Annotated in this window: 15 protein-coding genes; 3 read left to right on the forward strand and 12 right to left on the reverse strand. The window is 65.9% G+C overall.

The genetic code is table 11. The features are described 5' to 3' along the window. Positions 1 to 223: 223 nt before the first annotated feature. The gene (locus C5E07_RS16500; protein ID WP_104300772.1) at positions 224 to 445 is read left to right on the forward strand and encodes a heavy-metal-associated domain-containing protein; all 222 of its coding nucleotides are present in this window, start codon (positions 224 to 226) and stop codon (positions 443 to 445) included. 146 nt (positions 446 to 591) lie between these two features. On the opposite strand, the gene C5E07_RS16505 is transcribed toward C5E07_RS16500, so the two are convergent. From C5E07_RS16505 to C5E07_RS16530, 6 genes are all read right to left on the reverse strand, one after another. Beyond that, on the reverse strand, positions 592 to 2,391 hold the full coding sequence (locus C5E07_RS16505) for an ATP-binding cassette domain-containing protein (RefSeq protein ID WP_308471380.1): 1,800 nt from the start codon (positions 2,389 to 2,391) through the stop codon (positions 592 to 594). Next, the gene (locus tag C5E07_RS16510; RefSeq protein WP_104300777.1) at positions 2,289 to 4,082 is read right to left on the reverse strand and encodes an ABC transporter permease subunit; all 1,794 of its coding nucleotides are present in this window, start codon (positions 4,080 to 4,082) and stop codon (positions 2,289 to 2,291) included. The genes C5E07_RS16505 and C5E07_RS16510 overlap by 103 nt, the downstream gene beginning before the upstream one ends. After that, positions 4,079 to 5,422 (reverse strand): ABC transporter substrate-binding protein, encoded by a 1,344-nt coding sequence (locus tag C5E07_RS16515; RefSeq protein ID WP_219820372.1) that lies wholly within the window; start codon positions 5,420 to 5,422, stop codon positions 4,079 to 4,081. The genes C5E07_RS16510 and C5E07_RS16515 overlap by 4 nt, the downstream gene beginning before the upstream one ends. Before the next feature lie 308 nt (positions 5,423 to 5,730). Then, positions 5,731 to 7,980 (reverse strand): cation-translocating P-type ATPase, encoded by a 2,250-nt coding sequence (locus tag C5E07_RS16520; RefSeq protein WP_104300779.1) that lies wholly within the window; start codon positions 7,978 to 7,980, stop codon positions 5,731 to 5,733. Then, entirely contained in the window at positions 7,977 to 10,043 is a 2,067-nt protein-coding gene (locus C5E07_RS16525) for a cytochrome c oxidase assembly protein (protein ID WP_104300781.1), read from the reverse strand. Before C5E07_RS16525 ends, C5E07_RS16520 begins: the two co-directional genes overlap by 4 nt. Next, complete coding sequence (locus C5E07_RS16530) at positions 10,040 to 10,276, reverse strand: heavy-metal-associated domain-containing protein (RefSeq protein ID WP_104300783.1); 237 nt, start codon at positions 10,274 to 10,276, stop codon at positions 10,040 to 10,042. Before C5E07_RS16530 ends, C5E07_RS16525 begins: the two co-directional genes overlap by 4 nt. 150 nt (positions 10,277 to 10,426) lie before the next feature. On the opposite strand from C5E07_RS16530, the gene C5E07_RS16535 reads away from it, so the two are divergent. Both C5E07_RS16535 and C5E07_RS16540 read left to right on the forward strand, forming a co-directional pair. Next, complete coding sequence (locus C5E07_RS16535; protein ID WP_104300785.1) at positions 10,427 to 11,035, forward strand: DUF5134 domain-containing protein; 609 nt, start codon at positions 10,427 to 10,429, stop codon at positions 11,033 to 11,035. Next, the gene (locus C5E07_RS16540; protein ID WP_104300787.1) at positions 11,032 to 11,973 is read left to right on the forward strand and encodes a copper resistance D family protein; all 942 of its coding nucleotides are present in this window, start codon (positions 11,032 to 11,034) and stop codon (positions 11,971 to 11,973) included. Before C5E07_RS16535 ends, C5E07_RS16540 begins: the two co-directional genes overlap by 4 nt. Positions 11,974 to 12,010: 37 nt before the next feature. On the opposite strand, the gene C5E07_RS16545 is transcribed toward C5E07_RS16540, so the two are convergent. From C5E07_RS16545 to C5E07_RS16570, 6 genes are all read right to left on the reverse strand, one after another. Continuing rightward, entirely contained in the window at positions 12,011 to 12,823 is an 813-nt protein-coding gene (locus tag C5E07_RS16545; protein ID WP_104300789.1) for a M56 family metallopeptidase, read from the reverse strand. Continuing rightward, on the reverse strand, positions 12,820 to 13,197 hold the full coding sequence (locus C5E07_RS16550) for a BlaI/MecI/CopY family transcriptional regulator (RefSeq protein WP_258064007.1): 378 nt from the start codon (positions 13,195 to 13,197) through the stop codon (positions 12,820 to 12,822). The genes C5E07_RS16545 and C5E07_RS16550 overlap by 4 nt, the downstream gene beginning before the upstream one ends. 85 nt (positions 13,198 to 13,282) lie before the next feature. Beyond that, positions 13,283 to 14,137: a DJ-1/PfpI family protein gene (locus C5E07_RS16555; protein WP_104300793.1), complete on the reverse strand. Its 855-nt coding sequence runs from the start codon at positions 14,135 to 14,137 to the stop codon at positions 13,283 to 13,285. An 88-nt stretch (positions 14,138 to 14,225) separates the two neighbouring features. Further along, positions 14,226 to 15,011, reverse strand: coding sequence for an ABC transporter ATP-binding protein (locus C5E07_RS16560; protein ID WP_258064008.1), 786 nt, complete (start codon positions 15,009 to 15,011; stop codon positions 14,226 to 14,228). Next, positions 15,008 to 16,075, reverse strand: a complete 1,068-nt coding sequence (locus C5E07_RS16565; RefSeq protein ID WP_104300795.1) for an iron ABC transporter permease — start codon at positions 16,073 to 16,075, stop codon at positions 15,008 to 15,010. Before C5E07_RS16565 ends, C5E07_RS16560 begins: the two co-directional genes overlap by 4 nt. Then, entirely contained in the window at positions 16,072 to 16,962 is an 891-nt protein-coding gene (locus tag C5E07_RS16570; RefSeq protein WP_181058119.1) for an ABC transporter substrate-binding protein, read from the reverse strand. The genes C5E07_RS16565 and C5E07_RS16570 overlap by 4 nt, the downstream gene beginning before the upstream one ends. Between the last annotated feature and the right edge of the window lie 187 nt (positions 16,963 to 17,149).

The following is a 17,149-nucleotide window of genomic DNA, read 5'->3' on the forward strand; positions in this document are numbered from 1 at the left end:
GGAGGTCGCCCCGTTTGAGAGGCGGTTCGCGGGGCGATCGTCAACGTCAACGACACGGCAGCGGGATACACCAGGCTCAGGGCCGACCGCTGGCCGCCGGTCGACGTCAGTGTAGAGATTCCCCTCAGTCCCCCGTGTCGTTCACGGGCTGAGCACGGCGGAGGCGTGATTGGATTCAGCGTCGGGACGCACTCCAAGCTCCCGAAAGATGCGAGGAGAAATCATGCCTAACACTTGGGCAGCACCCGTCACTGGACTCACCTGCAATGGATGCGTCACCACCGTTACATCGCAGGTCACTGAGATTGACGGCGTCACCTCGGTGAACGTTGAGCTCGTTCAGGGGGGCACCTCCACCTTGACGGTCTACGCCGACCGCGAGATCAGCGATGAAGAAGTTCAGGCCGCACTCACCGCCGGCGGAGCTTTTCAGCTCGCCCGCTAGCGCCACACCCCCCCCCGAGCGGGCCAGCCGGTAACCCCGGCCATCCCGCTCGGTACTCTTCCTGACAAGCGCACGGGCGACTCATGGGCCCCGAGCTGCGCCGACTGCGTGCACATTGAGTGGATGCTCGACCTTCCGAGGCTCGATCAGTCCATGAATCCGGTTGGAAGCCGTAGCGCACCCCCGACGAGCGAGCGCAGCGCCTCCGAGTCCGGTGCCGACAAACGTGACGCGGTCAAACCCCGCTCGACAACGCGCCCCCGCTCAAGGACGAGCAGCTCGTCGCAGAGCTCAGCCACAGCGGCGGTGTCATGGGTCACGAACACGAGCGCAACCCCAACTTCGCCTGACACGGTGCGCAGCAGCGACAGCGTTCGCTCTCGAAGCACCAGGTCCAAACTGCTTGTCGGCTCGTCGGCGAGGAGAACCGCCGGGCGGGGTGCCAGAGCTCGCGCCAAGCACACACGCTGGGCTTGCCCGCCGCTGAGCTCATCTGAGGTCATCGGCAGCACCTCGGGCGCCAGGCCGACATGGTCGACCAACTCCCGCGCGTACCACGACGTCGCTTCGCCTCGCCCCAAGAGGTCCCGCGCTGGCTGAAGAATGATGTCCTCCACGCACCGCCCCGGCGGCAAGCTCGCGCGCGCATGCTGCGGAACATATTGAACAGTCCGTGCCAGCAGGCGGCGGCCACGCCTCGACGTGTCCGCGGGTTCGCCGCGAAGAAGCAGCTGACCCTCGGCCGGCGCAATCGCACCCATCAACACGCGCAGCAGCGTCGACTTCCCCGCCCCCGACGACCCGAGAACCCCCATCCGTTGGCCGGCGCGCACGTCCACGTCCACGTCCACGAGGATAGGCTGCCCCGAACTCGAACGAACCGTCACGCCCGCCAGCTGCAGGATCGATGCACCCGATGCACCCGATACACCCGCGGCAGCGGCAGGGAGTGCGCCGGCATCCAGTGCACCATCATCCAAAGCGCGTCCAGGCTTCGCCCCCGCCACCATGCGCGCCATCGCTGCCTCGCGCCGACGAGCAGCAGCAACCAAATCGGTCGTGGAGTCCGAACCGCCTACCTGCAGCTCCGCGTCACCCCGCAACGCGCGAGGCGTGAGGCTGTCCACCAGCGTTCCACCTTCGAAAACCAGGATGCGATCAGCGACCTCAGCCGCCAACGCCACGTCGTGCGTGATGAACACACCCGCACCGCCGCGCGCCGTGAGGGCAGGGAGCAGGCGAACAAGATCGCGCTGCGTCACCGCATCCAGTGCCGTCGTCGGCTCGTCGAGCACCGTGACAGCCGCATCACACGCGCAGGCGTAGGCGAAGGCCAAGCGCTGCAGCTGCCCTCCGGACAACTCGCCAGGAGCTCGCGTGCCAAGACCAGGCACCGAGGCCAGACCAAGCCGCTCCACCAAGGCGTTCCACTCACTGTCAACGGCTGCGCCCGTCAACCCGCGGGCGCGCAGCACATCGCGGACTTGGTCCCGAACCGGTCGAAGCGGGTTGAATGTCGTCGACGGATCCTGCCCCACATGGGCGACCACACGCCGGCGCCGATGGGCGACGGGAACTTGCGCGAGATCCGTTCCGTCAACGAAGACAGCACCCGAGACGCGAGCAGCAGGTGCCACCGTTCCAAGAATCGCAGAGGCGTGGACACTCTTCCCGCTCCCCGACGCCCCGACGATCGCGCAGATCTGCCCCGGCGCAACTGCATACGAAACCCCAGCCACGACGTCAGAGCCCCCGAATGCCACCCCGAGCCCCACGACAGAGAGCCTGGGACGCTCGGCGGAAACGTCACTACCGTCACTCAGTGAGCCGGCCTCTGGCACGCTCACAGTGCGCCTGCCAGACGAGCACCCGGAGCATTCCGGCCGAAGTACGCGGCGACGAGAGCGAGCAGGAGCGTCGCGGCCACAGGCGGCAGCATCACCCACGGAGCCGTCTCCGCGTATGGCAGTCCAGCCGCGATGAGGAGCCCCCAATCGGAGGACGGCTGCTGCGGGCCCAGCCCGAGAAAGGCCAGCGAGGTCAAGGCCAAGGCGACCGCAGGCAAGCGCAGAAACGCGTGTTGCAGAAGGCCCGGGACGGCCGCAGGCACCGTGTAACGAACAGCTAGCTGGAGCGGCCTGACACCCAGGAACGGGAGTAGCTGCCAGTAGGAGCGTGCGCGAATCTGCGCGAATGTTGAGGACGCGTGCTGCGCGAACGGCACCCACATGACTGCAGCCACCGCCACCGCCGCACCCCACGCGCTCGGCCCTAGCACCGTGGCCAGCAGCGCACCGACCACGATCGGACGCAACGCGACCGCAACATCCATCGGACCGACCGCGAACGGCCCTAGCCAACTCGCGAGCACGCCCACGCAGAGGCAGACAAAAACGACCCCTAGCGCGATCGCGATCGTCTCCACGGTGCCGTGCGCGAGCCTGGCGAGCACGTCTCGACCCAACGCGTCGGCTCCGAGGGGAAGCGCCAGCGAGGGCGGAGCGAGTCGCTCATGCGCCGAAGCCACCGGGTCCCGCGGGAAACCAACGCCGACGACCGCTATGAGCAGCCCGCCAGCTGCAGCTGGCACCGACCACGACTTCCATCCGCGGGCCGCAACTCCCCGCACGGCGACCGAAGCCGACGACGAAGTTGACGCTCGACGAAACGCCCGCCGCCCAAGACCCCGGCTCACTGCGCCGACTGCAACAGCGACCAAGAACACCGCGAGCACGGCGCCCTGCAGGACGGGGACATCCTGGCCACGAACGGATGTCACCAGTAAACGGCCGAGCCCGGGCACCGCGAACACAACCTCAACAGCCGCCGACCCGCCGACCAACGCGACCAATGTGATCCCCGCTTGCGGCAACAGCGTTGGCAAGGAACGCTGGGCGAGCGCACCCGCGATCCGCGATCGACTGATACCACCCAACGTCCACGTCGCCACCCACGGCTCCCTGGCCGCCGTCGACAGCGTGTGCAGGCCGAGCCCCGCAAAGAAGGCCCCCGTGGGCACGCCCAAAGCCAGCGCCGGAAGCACTCCAGCCAAAAAAGTGCCCCAGCCGTACGGCGGAAACCACCCCAACCAGACCGCCCCAACCAGCATGAGCAGAACTGCGTACAGAAAGCTGGGCAGCGCGGCCAGCAAACCAAGAACACCCGTTGCTCCCCGGGGCGAAGCCCGTTTGGCGTGCTGCGCCAGAGCGGGCACCAGGACGCCAAGCGCGACGAGTGCGGCAACGAGAAATGCTGCGCAGGCAAGCAGCAGCGACACCCCGAGGGCAGGGGCGACAAGCGAGAGAACGCTCTCCTCGCGCGCCCAGGAAGTACCCCAATCACCGCGCAGCACCCCAACGAACCATCCACCGAGAGAAGCAATCGGTGACTCGTCCAAGCCGAGTTCAGCGCGGACTGATTCCACCACTTCTGGAGTTGGTGCGCGATCCCCGTACCGCTCGCGAAGAATCGTCATCGCCGGATCGCGGACGGAAATCCAGGGCAGAAGCCCGATCAACGCAAGCGCGGCTCCGAACGACAGCCCGCGCGAGCAGAGCTCCACGAGCCCGAACCGCCGCCGTCGACCGAAGCCCAGCGTCGCCGAAACGGCGCGCCGGGCTCCAGTCGCAACGGTCACCGAACTGGCACAGTCGTGTCGACGGTCACCATGACGCGATCGCGCGGGTCCAGGATGAGGTTCTCGACGCCAGGGGCAACCCCGAAAATGCTCTGCGGGTGCGCAAACGGAATAACCGCGTCCGTGGCAAGAATCTGCGCCTCCGCCAGAAGAACGAGACGGTTGCGTTCCTCCCCCGGAGGGGTCGCGTCCGCCCTGTCGAGCGCCGCATCCACCTCGGCGTCGCACAGCTTCGCGAGGTTGTATGTGCCGTCGCAAGAGAAATCGGCGCGGAAGAACGAGACGGGGTCGCCGGAGTCGAGCACCGTGTTGCGCGACTGGATGAACAGATCGAACGCGCCAGACAGCGCATCCTCCTCAAGGTACTGATACTCGCGTGTCACCTGCTCGACCGTGAACCCGACAGCCTCGAGCTGCTGAGCAACCAGGGACAGCACGTCAGGCAACTCCTGCCGTTCCGTGAACGTCGCGATCGTGATCTTGGTTCCCCCCGGAACGACCGCCGCAGGTGCGCGATCGGCATTCAGCGTCGTGTACTCGGAGCCCTCGCGCAGAGGGGCAGCCCAAGCGAGCGCTGGCCCGAGCAAACCGTCGGCCCGATCGGCTTGTCCGCCATACGCCGTCTCGATGATCGCGTCTACGTCGATGGCCTCGCGAGCTGCGGCCCGGATCGCGGGGTCAGCGAACGGCCCGGAGGCTGTGTTGAAGTCGATCATGTTCGTGCGAGTCGTCGGGCTCACTTGGTACTGGTCTTCGGTGAGCTGCGACAGCTGTCCCGCCGCGAGGCCCTCCACAACGTCGGCGGTCCCCGAACGCACAGCGGCGAGCCTCGTGTTCGCATCCGTCACGAAGTCGATGTCGACGCCCGCAAGCTTGGCCGTTCCGCCCCAGTAGTCATCGAACCGATCGAACGTGGCGCTCGTGACGCCATCGAGCTCGGTCAGGGCGAACGGCCCAGTCCCGGTCCCGAGCGGGTCGACAGTGCCGTCCTCGAGATACGCGGCAGGCGCCAAGATCGGCAGCTGCGGGCTCGTGAGCAGCTGCGGAAGCAGGGATGTCGCCGGAGAACCCGTCACGAGCACATCCGTGCCGTCCACCTTCGCCGACAACGTCAGCCCGTCAAGTACACGAGGCTTCGGTGTCGCGGCCTCAGCAGAGTTCAACGCCGCAGCAGCGACCTCCGGTGTCATCTCCGAACCGTCTTGGAAACGCACTCCGTCGCGCGGCGTGAATCGCCACGTGCTCTCGTCGATCTGCTCCCACGCGGTGGCTAACCCCGGCTGCAGTTCTCCGTTTTCGTCCAACGTGACCAGCGTCTCAAACGCCCCCACCCGGGTCATCTTGAAAGCGTCGTCACTGAACGGTGAAAGTCCCGCGCCGGGCGCGAGCACATTCACGAGCTGCAGGCGAGCATCCGCCGATTCTTCCTCGACGGGTGCTCCGCCAGCGCATCCCGCAAGGGTCACACCGACCAGGGCTGTCATCGCAATGGTCAGCGCAAGCCGGCCGGGCGTCTTCCTCAACACATCTATCTCCTTTGTCTCCAGCTGCAACAGTACTCAGATATCTACATGATGTAGTTATACGAGGTCTGAGCCAGGCGCCTCCGGGCTGTCCCTCACTGGATGGTGATTCGAAGGATGTGCGCTTAGCGCTGCTGGCGGAAGTTCTGCAGGCGCAGGCTGTTGGAGACCACGAGCACAGAGGACAGCGCCATCGCCCCGGCGGCGATGAGGGGGTTGAGGAAGCCCGCGGCGGCGATCGGAATCGCTGCGATGTTGTACGCGAATGCCCAGCCGAGGTTCATGCGGATCGTGCGGAGCGTCTTCCGGGACAGCGCCACCGCGTCCGGGATGACGCTGAGGCTGTCGCGCACCAGGATGATGTCGGCCGAACGGAGGGCGATGTCGGTTCCGGAAACCAGGGCCATGCCGAGATCCGACGCGGCGAGCGCGACGGCGTCGTTGATGCCGTCACCGACCATGGCGACACGCTCGCCTCGGGCTTGCAAGTCACGAACCACATCTGCCTTCTGTGAGGGAAGTACCTCGCTGAACACTGTGGTGATGCCGAGCTCCTCGGCAATGCGGTTCGCCGCGATCGGTGCATCCCCGGTGACGAGCGCGGTGCGGAGGCCCTGCCGGTGCAGCGCGTCGATCGCTTCCTTCGCACCAGGCTTGATCGTGTCGCTGAGCCCGATGTGGCCCACAAGCTCGGCGCCGACGGCGACGAGGACCGGGGTCTCCGCCCTCGGAGCGCTGTCCGAGAGCGCAGGGCCTGCGGCGGTCACATCGATGCCGTTCTCTCGCAAGAGGGCCGGGTTGCCGATGAGAACATCCGCGCCGTCGATCGTGGCTCGCGCGCCCCGTCCCGGATAGGTGATGAAGTCGCTCAGGGCAGAGAGCTCCCCGGCTCGAGTGCGGGCTTCGTCCTGGATCGCCCGGGCGATGGCATGCTCCGAGCCCTGCTCGACGGAAGCGGCGATGCGCAGGATCTCCTGGTGCGACGGCGCGTGGGCCCCGATCGATGTCACGGTGGAGACCGTCATGCGTCCCGTCGTGAGCGTGCCCGTCTTGTCGAGCAGGACGGTCGTGATCGTGCCGCTCGCCTCGAGTGCATCCTGTCCCTTGACGAGGATGCCCAGGGAAGCGCCGCGCCCGATCCCGACCATGAGTGCCGTCGGGGTAGCAAGCCCGAGCGCGCAGGGGCACGCGATGATCAACACGGCGATGCCGATGCCGAAGGCCTGCTGGAAGGGGGTTCCTGCGAGCGTCCACCCAATCGTGACCAGTATCGCGAGCGAGATCACGGCCGGGACGAACCACGTCACGATGCGATCGACCAGCGTCTGCACATTCGCCTTGCGAGCCTGTGCTGACTCGGCCATCGCTGCCATCTGTGCAAGCTGCGTGTGCGCGCCAACGGAGGTGGCGCGAACTTCGAGGCGCCCATCCGTGCTGATTGTTCCGCCCACCACGAGGTCCCCGGCAGTGACTGGAACGGGTGCGGGCTCGCCTGTCAGCATGCTGGTGTCGATGGCAGCTCGTCCGTCGACGACCGCTCCATCCGCGGGAATCGTCTCGCCGGAAAGGACGACGAAGTGGTCGCCCACACGGAGTGCAGCGGCGGGCTCGACGGTCTCGACTCTGTCCCGGACGACGCGTACATGGGTGGCTGCGAGGCTGTTCAAAGCCCCGAGTACGTCGCCGGCCTTCCGGCGAGAGCGAGTCTCGAAGTACCTGCCCGCCAACTGGAACGTCGTCATGCCGGCGGCAACGTCGAGGTACAGCGAATCAGCGCCCTCTGGTGTGACGCCGAAGCCGAGCCAGTAGCCGGAGCCTTCACCGCCGAGCCCGAAAAGCAGCGTCGCGACGGCCCAGCCGAACGAGGCGACGATCCCGAGCGAGACGAGCGTGTCCATGCTCACGTTGCCGTGGCGGAGGTTCTTGATCGTGGCCCGGTGGAAGGGCCAGGCAGCCCACCAGACGATCGGAATGGCCAGTGCGACGCAGAGCCACTCCCAGCCGGGGAACCTCCATCCCGGGACCAGGGCTAGCACGATCGTGATGTCCATCAGCGGAACCGTGAGGATCGCTGCGACGAGCAGGCGGCGACGCAGTGAGGTGATGCGGATCTCCGTCGCCCTCCGGGACCAGGCGTCGTCGGCGTCGTCGTGGACGCGCGCGGAGTATCCCGCCTTCTCGACGCGGCCGACGAGTTCGGCAGCTCGCGCCTCGTCCACTCCCGTGACGAGGGCACGCTCGGTCGCGTAGTTCACGCTGGCGGTCACCCCGTCGAGCTCATTGAGTGCTCGCTCGACGCGACCCGCGCAGGCGGCGCACGTCATCCCCGAGATGTCGAGCTGAATGGGTTCGCTCAGCTGCAGCTGGGTGGTCATTTTCGCGTCTCCTGGTTTTTGTCTGTTTTCAACTGCTGCGAAGAAAGCTGCCCAGCTTGTCGGTCTGTCAGGCGCTGGAGCATCCGGTTGTATGCCTCGAACTCGTCGTCTCGGCCAGTGTCGAAGTGGCGGTCCTTGCGCTTCGCTTCACGGGCATCCTGACGGGACCACTGGATGCTGAGTGAGATGATCACGAGCAGAAGCGGGAGTTCTCCACCGGCCCATGCGACGCCGCCGCCCATGTACTGTGACGCGCGTAGATCAGCCCACGGCAGGTCGAGGTAGCGGTAGAAGTTCTCGGCGATGATCGTCGGCATCGACATGAGGATCACGCCGAAGAAGGCATGGAACGGCATGGCGGCCAGGACGAAGCCGAGCTTGCCGATGTGCGGCAGTGGCCGGGGCGGCCGATCGACGCCGATCACGAGGCCGTAGAAGAGGTAGCCGGCGATCAGGAAATGCAGGTTCATGAGCTGGTGAGCCCAGTGGAAGCGCATGTACTCGCCGAAGATGCCGGTGAAGTAGAGGCCGTAATACGAGCCGACGAACAACGCGAAGACCAAGAGCGGGTTGTAGAGGAAGTTCAGGCCCCGCCAGTGGAGCAGCCAGGTGATCCACTCGTGGGGGCCCGCGATCTCCCCGCGGCTCGCCGGGATCGCCCTGAGGAGCAGAGTGATGATCCCGCCCATCACGAGCAGGATCGGCGCGAGCATGTTGAGGCTCATGTGGACGATCATGTGGATGCCGAAGTCGGGCGCGGAGTACTTCCCGAAGCCTGAACTTGTTGCGAACACCACGACGGCCCAACCGAGAACCCAGGCGATCGTCCGTCCGAACGGCCAGTGGTCTCCTCGGCGGCGCATGGACAGAACCGCAAAGAGGTAGACGCAGACCGCGAGCACAGCGATCGCGACGAACAGGATGTTGGGGCGCCAGGCGGTGAACAGCACCAGCGCTGTGGGGGCTTCCGGCACCTCGAACCCCATGAAGATCTGCGAGATGCTGGTCGGTTGGAAGTAGCTCGGCGGTGGGACTCGTGTCATGGCGGTAGAGACACCCATCCACGCGAACATGGCGACAGCGCTGACGGAGAGCGCGATGGTGATTCCGTGATCGGTGAGTGCGCTACGGCGTCCTGCCACGAGTGTGACGAGCACGGTCAGGACAACGACGAGCAGGCAGGCCCAGCCTGCGATGATCTGCCAGCCGGTGATGGATGCGAAGAGGCCTGTGCCAGCGAGCTTGAACCAGGCGAGCAGCAGGTCGGCGAGGATGATGACGGGGAGGCCGAAGAGCATCGTCTTGAGGAGCCGCAGGCCGGGTCCTGGTGGCACGAGCCGCCCGGTCGCTGATCGGATGGCGACGACGATAAGGGCTCCGAAGAGCCCTTGGATCAGGAGCGTCTGGATGACGGCCGCGTCTCCTGCGAAATCGTGATCGGGGCCTACGAGTACCTGCCCGACAACGACGGGAGCGAGTATCCCGAATCCGCTCGCCCACGCTGCAGGCAGCAGGCCGGTCCAGCGAGTGGCGAACGTGGCGGAGGCCACGGTGACCAGGGCGGCGACGAAGGAAAGTGTCCACGCGGCGGGGAACGCGCTGGCCTCGAAGAGGAACGCGAAGGCTCCAGGTTCGGTGATGCGCTGGAACGGCATGCCGGAACTGTCGAGCATGTCGAAGAAAACCATCGCGCCGGAAGCGGCTCCCCAGAGGCCCGCCGATCGGAGGAGGATGGACATCTCGAGGCTGTCGCGCAGGGCGACCGAATTCTTCCCTCGTGCGTCACGGAAGAAGAGCAGTGAAACCAGTGCTCCGACAGTCACTGTCGAGGAAGCGAGGGCGACGCCGTGCCCTATCGCGGTTGAGACTGCGACGTCGGTGCCGGGGAACCGGACGAAAATCTGTTCGTAGGGGTCGGCGCCGAGCGCGACGGAGGTGATAGTCGCGGGCAGCAGCAGGAGCGTGCAGCAGGTCGCAACGAGCAGCCAGACGACCCAGGGGTTTCGGGTGACGACGGGATGAGTCGGTGCTACTGGAGTCTTGACGGGAGTTGCGGTGCTCACGCCGAGGGGGCGGTCGCCTGAGTCGCCGTGAAGCCCGCGACAGCCACTGCTGCCAGGGCGTCCGCTGGGTCCAGCTTGCCGTCGTGCGTCAGGCGAACAAGACCCGATGCGGCGTCTGCCGTAGTGACTTGAACGCCACTGATCCGGTGCAGCTCTTTAGTCACAGCGCGTTCGCAATGTCCGCATGTCATTCCGGTGACCTGAAGTTCAAGCTCGTGCACGATGGATCTCATCTCTCTGAGGGGGTGGGGCGCTCGATCGTAACTCTACGTCAAGTCGAGCTATGTGGTAGACAAGATGGCTACAACTTGTAGATTTCAGAACTCGTGGGAGAGTGGCGCTTCGGTGACTGCAGGGTTGAGCAACATTGCCGTCGAGGGTGCATGATCACGGCACCGTTCTGGCAGTGGGGCCTGTCAGCTCTCTTCGCCGCGACAGCCGTGTGGGCCTTCGCGGCAGCCTTACGAAACTCGAGCTTGGTACACCGCACCAGTCACGTGCTGCACGGTGTAATGAGTCTGGGCATGGTCGCCATGTGCTGGCCGTGGTGGACGACGTTGCCGGCCGTCCCGCAACTGATCTTCTTCTCATCCGCGGGGGCCTGGTTCGTTGCTCTAGCCTGCGAGGTAGTTCCGTCCGGGGGATCAGCGCGGTCGAAGATGCGGCACGATCTCGAGCATGCCGTGATGATGTTCGCAATGGTCTGGATGATCGCAGCCATGGAGAGCCCGGGCGGGGCTGCGCAACCCGGTACCCACGAACATGGTCACACCATGGACGGATTGCCCGCCTCTGTCGGGGTCGCCGTGCTTGTCGCGCTGGCGGTTCAGGTCGTCCTCGGAGTCGTCGACCTCGTTGAGGCCCGGCCGGGCTCCGTGGGCGCTCCCAGCAATGAGACGACCGCGGGCTCGCAGATGAACCTCGTCGGCAGCGCCAATCTCGCGATGGCTGCCGGTATGGCCATCATGTGCTGGGTCATGGTGCTGGGATGATCGACCTGCTCCTGGCTGACCCTTTCGCGAGCGCATCCCCCTCCGCGGAGGCAGCGTTGCAGATCGCGGCCGGGTTGTTCTACCTGGCGCTGCTCACAATGACAGGCCTCGTGGTGTTCGATGTCGCGATTCTCACTGGTGAGTCGGGATTCCGGTTCCGGAGATGGATCGTTGGTGCAGGGGCGATCGCCGTGCTTGCGGTGCTGGCGTTGGTGCCGCTGACCGCGCTCCGCATCGCCGCGGAGCCGCTCAGCAGCGCACTGACGTCGATGGCGTGGACGTCTACGGTGCTGCCGTCGACGAGGCTCACGGCCGTTCTTGTTTCCGGCGGTGTGCTGCTCGTGACCCTCTTCGTGTTCTGGCGGGCCCGCTCTGCGCGGCCATGGGCTCTCTGTGGAGCGTTGCTTGTGGTGAGTGTGCCGGCGTTGGAAGGGCACACCCGGAGCGTCCAACCGCTGTGGGTGATGGTGGGTGCCGATATCGTGCACCTTCTCGCTGCGGCCGTCTGGTGCGGAGGTGTGCTCGGCTTGCTTTGCCTGGTCGCACCGCGTCGACTTTTGAAGGGCGGGCAGCGCGGTGCCCGCGCGATCGAAGTCGCCGGCGTCGTTGCACGTTTCTCCACGGTGGCGTTATGGGCGCTCGTGGCCGTCGCCTGTTCGGGTGTTCTGATGGGGGTCCTCATTCTGGGAGATCCGCTGCTGGTGCTGAGTACCTCCTACGGACGGTCTCTCCTCGTCAAGGTGGGGCTCGTCGCCTCCGTTGTCGTCCTTGCGGCCTGGAATCGCCGATCGCTGTCAGGTTGGGTGGCGGGTCGGAAAGAGGAGGAACAGCGCCTGCAGCGGCTTCGGCGAACACTCCTCACGGAAGCTCTGCTGCTCATCGCCGTCATTGCCGTCACCGGAGTTCTCACCTCCGGCAGTCCTTCGCACTCTCACTGAAAGGGATCGATCCCTCGAGTGTTGATGAGGCCGGTCTCTATGCCGCGAGTCGAACGGAAGGCGGAAGTCGTCGACGAGCCTTCCCTGGCCAGCGCTTGGTCGTCAGCCGCAGCGCGCGCAGTTCCAAGCTCGGGTCTCCCGTCGCGTCGCTGAGAATGGCGAGGGCGTTCGCGAGGTGAGCGGGGCCAGCCTGTCTCGCAGCAGTGTCGTCGGCTGCGAGCTCCACCAAGAGCAGGGTCGCTTGCTGGAGCCGGCGACCTGCCGGCAGCCAGCCAACGAGCGTCGCGTTGATCTCAGCAATTCGCACGGCCCAGCCGTGCAGCTGACGCAGGTGCGCGAGCTCGTGTGCGAGGACTGCCTGGAGCTGTGGTGCGCTGAGGAGTTCCTCACACGCGGAGGAGAGGAAGATTTCGGGTTGTCTGCCGGGAACTGCCATGGCGATGGCCTCGTCTGATTCGAACCGCACCAGTGTGAAACCTTCGCGTTTCTCGCGCTCACGAGCAACGAAGGCGATCGAGCTGACCTGGTCGCGCTGGGAGAAGACGAGTGGCTCGGCGGCCATCCCGATGAAGGCAAGTGCGGCACCCACGCCGCCGAGGCCGAGCCAGGCCGCGATCGTCAACGTCAGTGTTTCCTGAGGCGAGGTCGCCGGGGAAGTCGTGACCGCAGTGGCGAGAGTCACGATCAGGGGAGCGACGAGCACCGAGAGCCCGAGGAAGAGCGCGAAGAACCAGATAGTGAGGGCAACGCGGGGTGAGCGAAGCTGCCAGGTGCCCGACGAGAGAATTGCGGGTGCACCCGCCATCACCACGAGCACGCCCGTGAGGCAGGTGACCAGCAGGACGATCACGGGCGGCTTGGTGCTGAGTCTTCGCCGAAGGCCTTCCGGAGGAGTGCGACGTCGTCGGACGAGAGGTTTCCCGCGAACGACAGCAACGCCGCCTGGCGGTCGCCGGCCTTGTCGAGGGCCGTGCGCATCGAGTCGCCCGCGTGCTGGTCGTCAGAACGAGTAGCCGCGAAGCGGAGCTTGCGGGGTGATGGGCCGCTTCGAACGACGCGGCCCTTCTTCTCCAGCCGAGTGAGTGCCGTCATGAGCGTCGTGTAGGCGGGCACGGGCTCACTGAACCGGGCTTGCAGCTCGCGGGCGCTGAGCGTTCCCTCGTTCTCCCACAGGAGGAGCATGACCTGCCCCTCGAGCTCGCCACGTTCGCGTGTTCGCGTCATCGTCACCCTGTCTCTTCTGCCCGTCATTATAGGCTTCGTGGTTCCGCGGGCACGGTCAGTACCACTGACTACACTCCTCGGCTGGTTACGAAGAATGAGATGACGCGTTGGCGGGAGCCCGCAGTTCCGCGACGAGGGGCGCAAGGAAGTTGCGGGAAAGCTCCGTGAGTGCGGCACCGGCCTTCTCAGGCGTCCCGGTGTCGTAGGGCGGCTCTGGGGCGTACTCTGCACCGAGAACGGTGAAGCGTGCCAGGTCCTCGCCACAGAGGTACGAGACGAGCTTGATGGCGAGATCCATTCCTGCGGTGACGCCGGCACCGGTCAGACGGTTGCCGTCCTCGACGATGCGCTCGTTGACCTCGATGGCGCCGTAGTCCGCGAGTAGGTGCCGGACGCCCCAGTGCGAGGTCGCGCGGTAGCCGTCCAGCAGGCCCGCGGCAGCGAGTGCGATCGATCCCGTGCACACGCTCGTGACATAGGTGGCTTCATCGCCCAGGCGCTTGAGTTCCGCGATCGCCCGCTTGTCGCGAAGCAGGATCCCCGTGTCGCCGCCGGGGACGAGCAGTACCTCGGGTGCAACGCTCACGTCCCCGAGGGTGGCCGTTGGCATGAGCGCGACGCCGCTGCTGCTGGGCACTGGCTCACCGGTGGGGCCTGTGGAGACGAGCTCCACGGTCGCTCCTGTGCCCGCAAGGAAGTGGAAGGGACCAACGACGTCGAGAAGTTCGAACCCCAGGTGCAGGACGATGAGGACCGTCTTATCGGTCGCGAAACGCAACCCGGGAAGAGCGGCGAGGTCGTCGTGGGCGGCAATGCAGCGGTCGACGGCCGCTTGCTTGGCGGGGTCGTCACCGGTCACGGTAAACAGAGTGCTGCCTGTCGGGTTCTGCCCGGCCGGGTGGTCGGGCATGGCTGCGGTGGGGTCTGGTGTGTCGTTCATGCGCGGTGAATCCTCGTTCTGTTGGGCGGTGCGGATGTGTGGTGGGTGAGGTGGTCGCGACGGTCAGGGCTGGGGTCGTCTCCGGTGCTTACCTGTCCGCGTAGACGAGGTGCAGGCGACCCGTGAGCGGGTTCGTGAGGGTGTCTGCGCGGACGCCGAACACCTGATGCAGCAGCTGCGGGGTGAAGACCTCGTCGGGGAAGCCCGACGCGACGACTCGCCCCCGATCGAGCATGACGATCTCGTCGCAGTAGGACGCGGCGAGGTTCAGCTCGTGCAGGGTGACGAGGGTGGTGATCTTGAGGTCGCGGATGAGCGCGAGGAGCTCGAGTTGGTAGCGGATGTCGAGGTGGTTGGTCGGTTCGTCGAGGACCAGGATCTGCGGTTGCTGCGCGAGGGCGCGGGCAAGCTGCACGCGCTGGCGTTCGCCGCCGGAGAGTGAGCTGACGTCTCGGCTGGCGAAGTGCGCGACTCCTGCGGTCGACATGGCGTGTTCCACTGCGCGGCGATCCTCAGCTCGGTCCGAGCCGAGGAGCCTGCCGTGTGGGAGCCTTCCGGTCGCGACACAGTCTGCGACCGTGAGTTCGAGGTCGGCGGGGCTGTCCTGCACGACTGCTGCAGTGACGCGGGCAGCGTCTCGAGCCGGCATGGTCCACACGTCGCGGTCGGCGGTGAGTACCTTCCCATCGGCGGGGCGCAGCATCCGGTAGACCGTGCGGAGGAGTGTCGACTTGCCGCTGCCGTTTGGACCCACGAGGCCAACGATATTCTCGTGAGCACTCAGCGCTACGTGCTCGATGATCCGCTGCCCCGCGATATCGACGCTGACACCCTCGATGCGAAGCGAGGCGCTCATCTCGTTCGCCGCTTTCATTGCGTTCTCCGACCGGATCGTCGCAGCAGCCAGAGGAAGAACGGCGCTCCGACGACCGCGGTGAGCAGCCCGACCGGTACCTCCGTCGGCGCGAGGAGCAGCCTCGCGCCGATATCCACCACCACCAGCAGCAACCCTCCGGCCAGGGCGGAAGCGGGAAGTACCCAGCGGTGATCGGAACCGATCACCATCCGCACCGCGTGTGGCACGACAAGTCCGACGAACCCGATAGATCCGCTGACGGCGACGACGACTCCGACGAGCAGTGAGGTGAGAACAAAGAGCCCCAATCGCACTCGGCCGACGTCGACGCCCAAGCTCGCTGCAGTCTCGTCTCCGGTCAGGAACGCGTTGAGGATAGGGGCGAGGAGGATGAGCAGCGTCGTCACCACAACCAGGACGAGAGTCGGTACCCCCAGGTCGCTCCAGGTCGCCGCCGCGAGACTGCCGGCCAGCCAGGACAGGACCTGCCCCACGCCCTGATTGGTTCCGCTGGATCGCAGCACGAGGTAGCTCGTGATCGAGCTGAGCAGGTAGGACATCGCCACCCCGGCGAGGACCAGCCTGTTGGGAGTCACCCGCCCGCTCTGCTGCGCGAGCACGAAAACCAGGATCGTCGTGATGAGCGCCCCGCCGAAAGCCGCGACCGGCGTCGAGACCGTCGCGAACACACCAGTCGTGAGGGTGATGGCAGCAACGGCGGCCACGGATGCGCCGGAAGAGACCCCGAACACATAAGGGTCTGCCAAGGGGTTCCGCACGACTGCCTGCAGCACGGCCCCTGACACGGCAAGGGCGGCGCCCACGACGAAACCGAGTAGCGCACGCGGCAGGCGGAACTCCCAGACGATCTGGTCATCGAGCCCATCAACAGGGCCGGCGCCCCAGGGTAGTAGCCGTCCACCGATAACTTCCAGGACCCGGCCCGGTGAGATTCCTACGCTCCCGACGGCGACCGAGAGGACTATCGCTGCAGCGCACGCGATGAGCAGAAGACTGACTGCCGCCTGGGGGTGCCGCGACACTTGGATGCGGGGCCGCCCCGGGACGGTCGCGCGGGTCATGAGGTGGGAACCGGGAGGCCTAGGTCAGGGTGAAGGGCGTTCGCGATCTTCGTCAGTCCCACCATGACCGAGATCGAAGAGTCGGTCTCTTGTGTCGGCACTTCACTGATTCGACCGTTCTTGACGGCGGGGTGGTCGGGGAAGTTCTCCTCGAGGAACGCCTTCTGCGCTGCGAAGTCTTGGCCAGGGAAAGTTCCCACCAGGATTACGTCCGCATCCGCAGCGGCGAACTCCTCTTTGCTCACGAAAGTGGCGTCTGAGGGGAAGACGTTCTCACCACCCGCCGTGGTGATCAGGTCATCGTAGATTCCGCCGGCGAGGACAATGACGGGACCCGTTCCGCCGTTGAAGTAGGCCGTCTTCACAATCGGCGCGCCCTCGACGGCGGAAACGACCTTCTCCCTATCGGCCTCAAGGTCAGCGATGACCTCGTCAGCCTTCGCGGACACATTGAAAATGGTCCCGTAGTCGCGAAGTGTCTGCGAGACGGTATCGATGTTCCACGTATCGATGCTCTGGTTGTCTGTCATGGTGCAGAGATTCGCACCGTAGACCGTCGCCCCGGCCTGCTCGAGCTGCTGGACGGAGGCATACCCCTGGGAGGCGTCAAACGCGAAGCCTTCGAGGACCTGTCCCGTCACGAAGTCGGGCTGCTGGCTCAGCAGCACCTCTTTCGACGGGAACCCCATCTGGCTGCCCACCGACGTCAGCCCCTCGGCTTCCGCCGCCACCGAGTCGGGGTACGGGGCGTAGGCCTCCTGCACGGCAACGATCTGGTCGCGCAGCCCGAGGGCTAGCAGAGCTTCCGTGGTCGATTGCCACAGGCTCACGATCCGCTCGGGCTCGGCCTCGACGGTGATCTCACGCCCACAGTTCTCCAGCGTCACCGGGTAGCCGCTCGTTTCCGACGCGCCCGAGGTTTCGGAGGGTGAGGGGGAGCTGCTTGTGGCGCATCCGGTCGTCAGGAGCAAGAGAGCCGTGGCGGCTCCGATGCTGGGGGCAAAGCGGCGGGCGTGAGGTCGCATGGGGCTCCTTCGATTGTGAATCGAGTTAAATCTGCCTGATGTAGAGATG

It is taken from the genome of Pseudoclavibacter sp. RFBJ3, from assembly GCF_002931375.1.
In the GTDB taxonomy this organism is placed as follows: Bacteria; Actinomycetota; Actinomycetes; order Actinomycetales; family Microbacteriaceae; genus Pseudoclavibacter.

What these genes read in the sequence shown, in the direction of transcription:
- C5E07_RS16500 (WP_104300772.1), top strand. Translation starts at nt 224, where the DNA reads ATGCCTAACACTTGGGCAGCACCCGTCACTGGACTCACCTGCAATGGA.
- C5E07_RS16515 (WP_219820372.1), bottom strand. Translation starts at nt 5,422, where the DNA reads ATGACCCGGGTGGGGGCGTTTGAGACGCTGGTCACGTTGGACGAAAAC.
- C5E07_RS16520 (WP_104300779.1), bottom strand. Translation starts at nt 7,980, where the DNA reads ATGACCACCCAGCTGCAGCTGAGCGAACCCATTCAGCTCGACATCTCG.
- C5E07_RS16530 (WP_104300783.1), bottom strand. Translation starts at nt 10,276, where the DNA reads ATGAGATCCATCGTGCACGAGCTTGAACTTCAGGTCACCGGAATGACA.
- C5E07_RS16535 (WP_104300785.1), top strand. Translation starts at nt 10,427, where the DNA reads ATGATCACGGCACCGTTCTGGCAGTGGGGCCTGTCAGCTCTCTTCGCC.
- C5E07_RS16540 (WP_104300787.1), top strand. Translation starts at nt 11,032, where the DNA reads ATGATCGACCTGCTCCTGGCTGACCCTTTCGCGAGCGCATCCCCCTCC.
- C5E07_RS16550 (WP_258064007.1), bottom strand. Translation starts at nt 13,197, where the DNA reads ATGACGCGAACACGCGAACGTGGCGAGCTCGAGGGGCAGGTCATGCTC.
- C5E07_RS16555 (WP_104300793.1), bottom strand. Translation starts at nt 14,137, where the DNA reads ATGAACGACACACCAGACCCCACCGCAGCCATGCCCGACCACCCGGCC.
- C5E07_RS16560 (WP_258064008.1), bottom strand. Translation starts at nt 15,011, where the DNA reads ATGAAAGCGGCGAACGAGATGAGCGCCTCGCTTCGCATCGAGGGTGTC.
- C5E07_RS16565 (WP_104300795.1), bottom strand. Translation starts at nt 16,075, where the DNA reads ATGACCCGCGCGACCGTCCCGGGGCGGCCCCGCATCCAAGTGTCGCGG.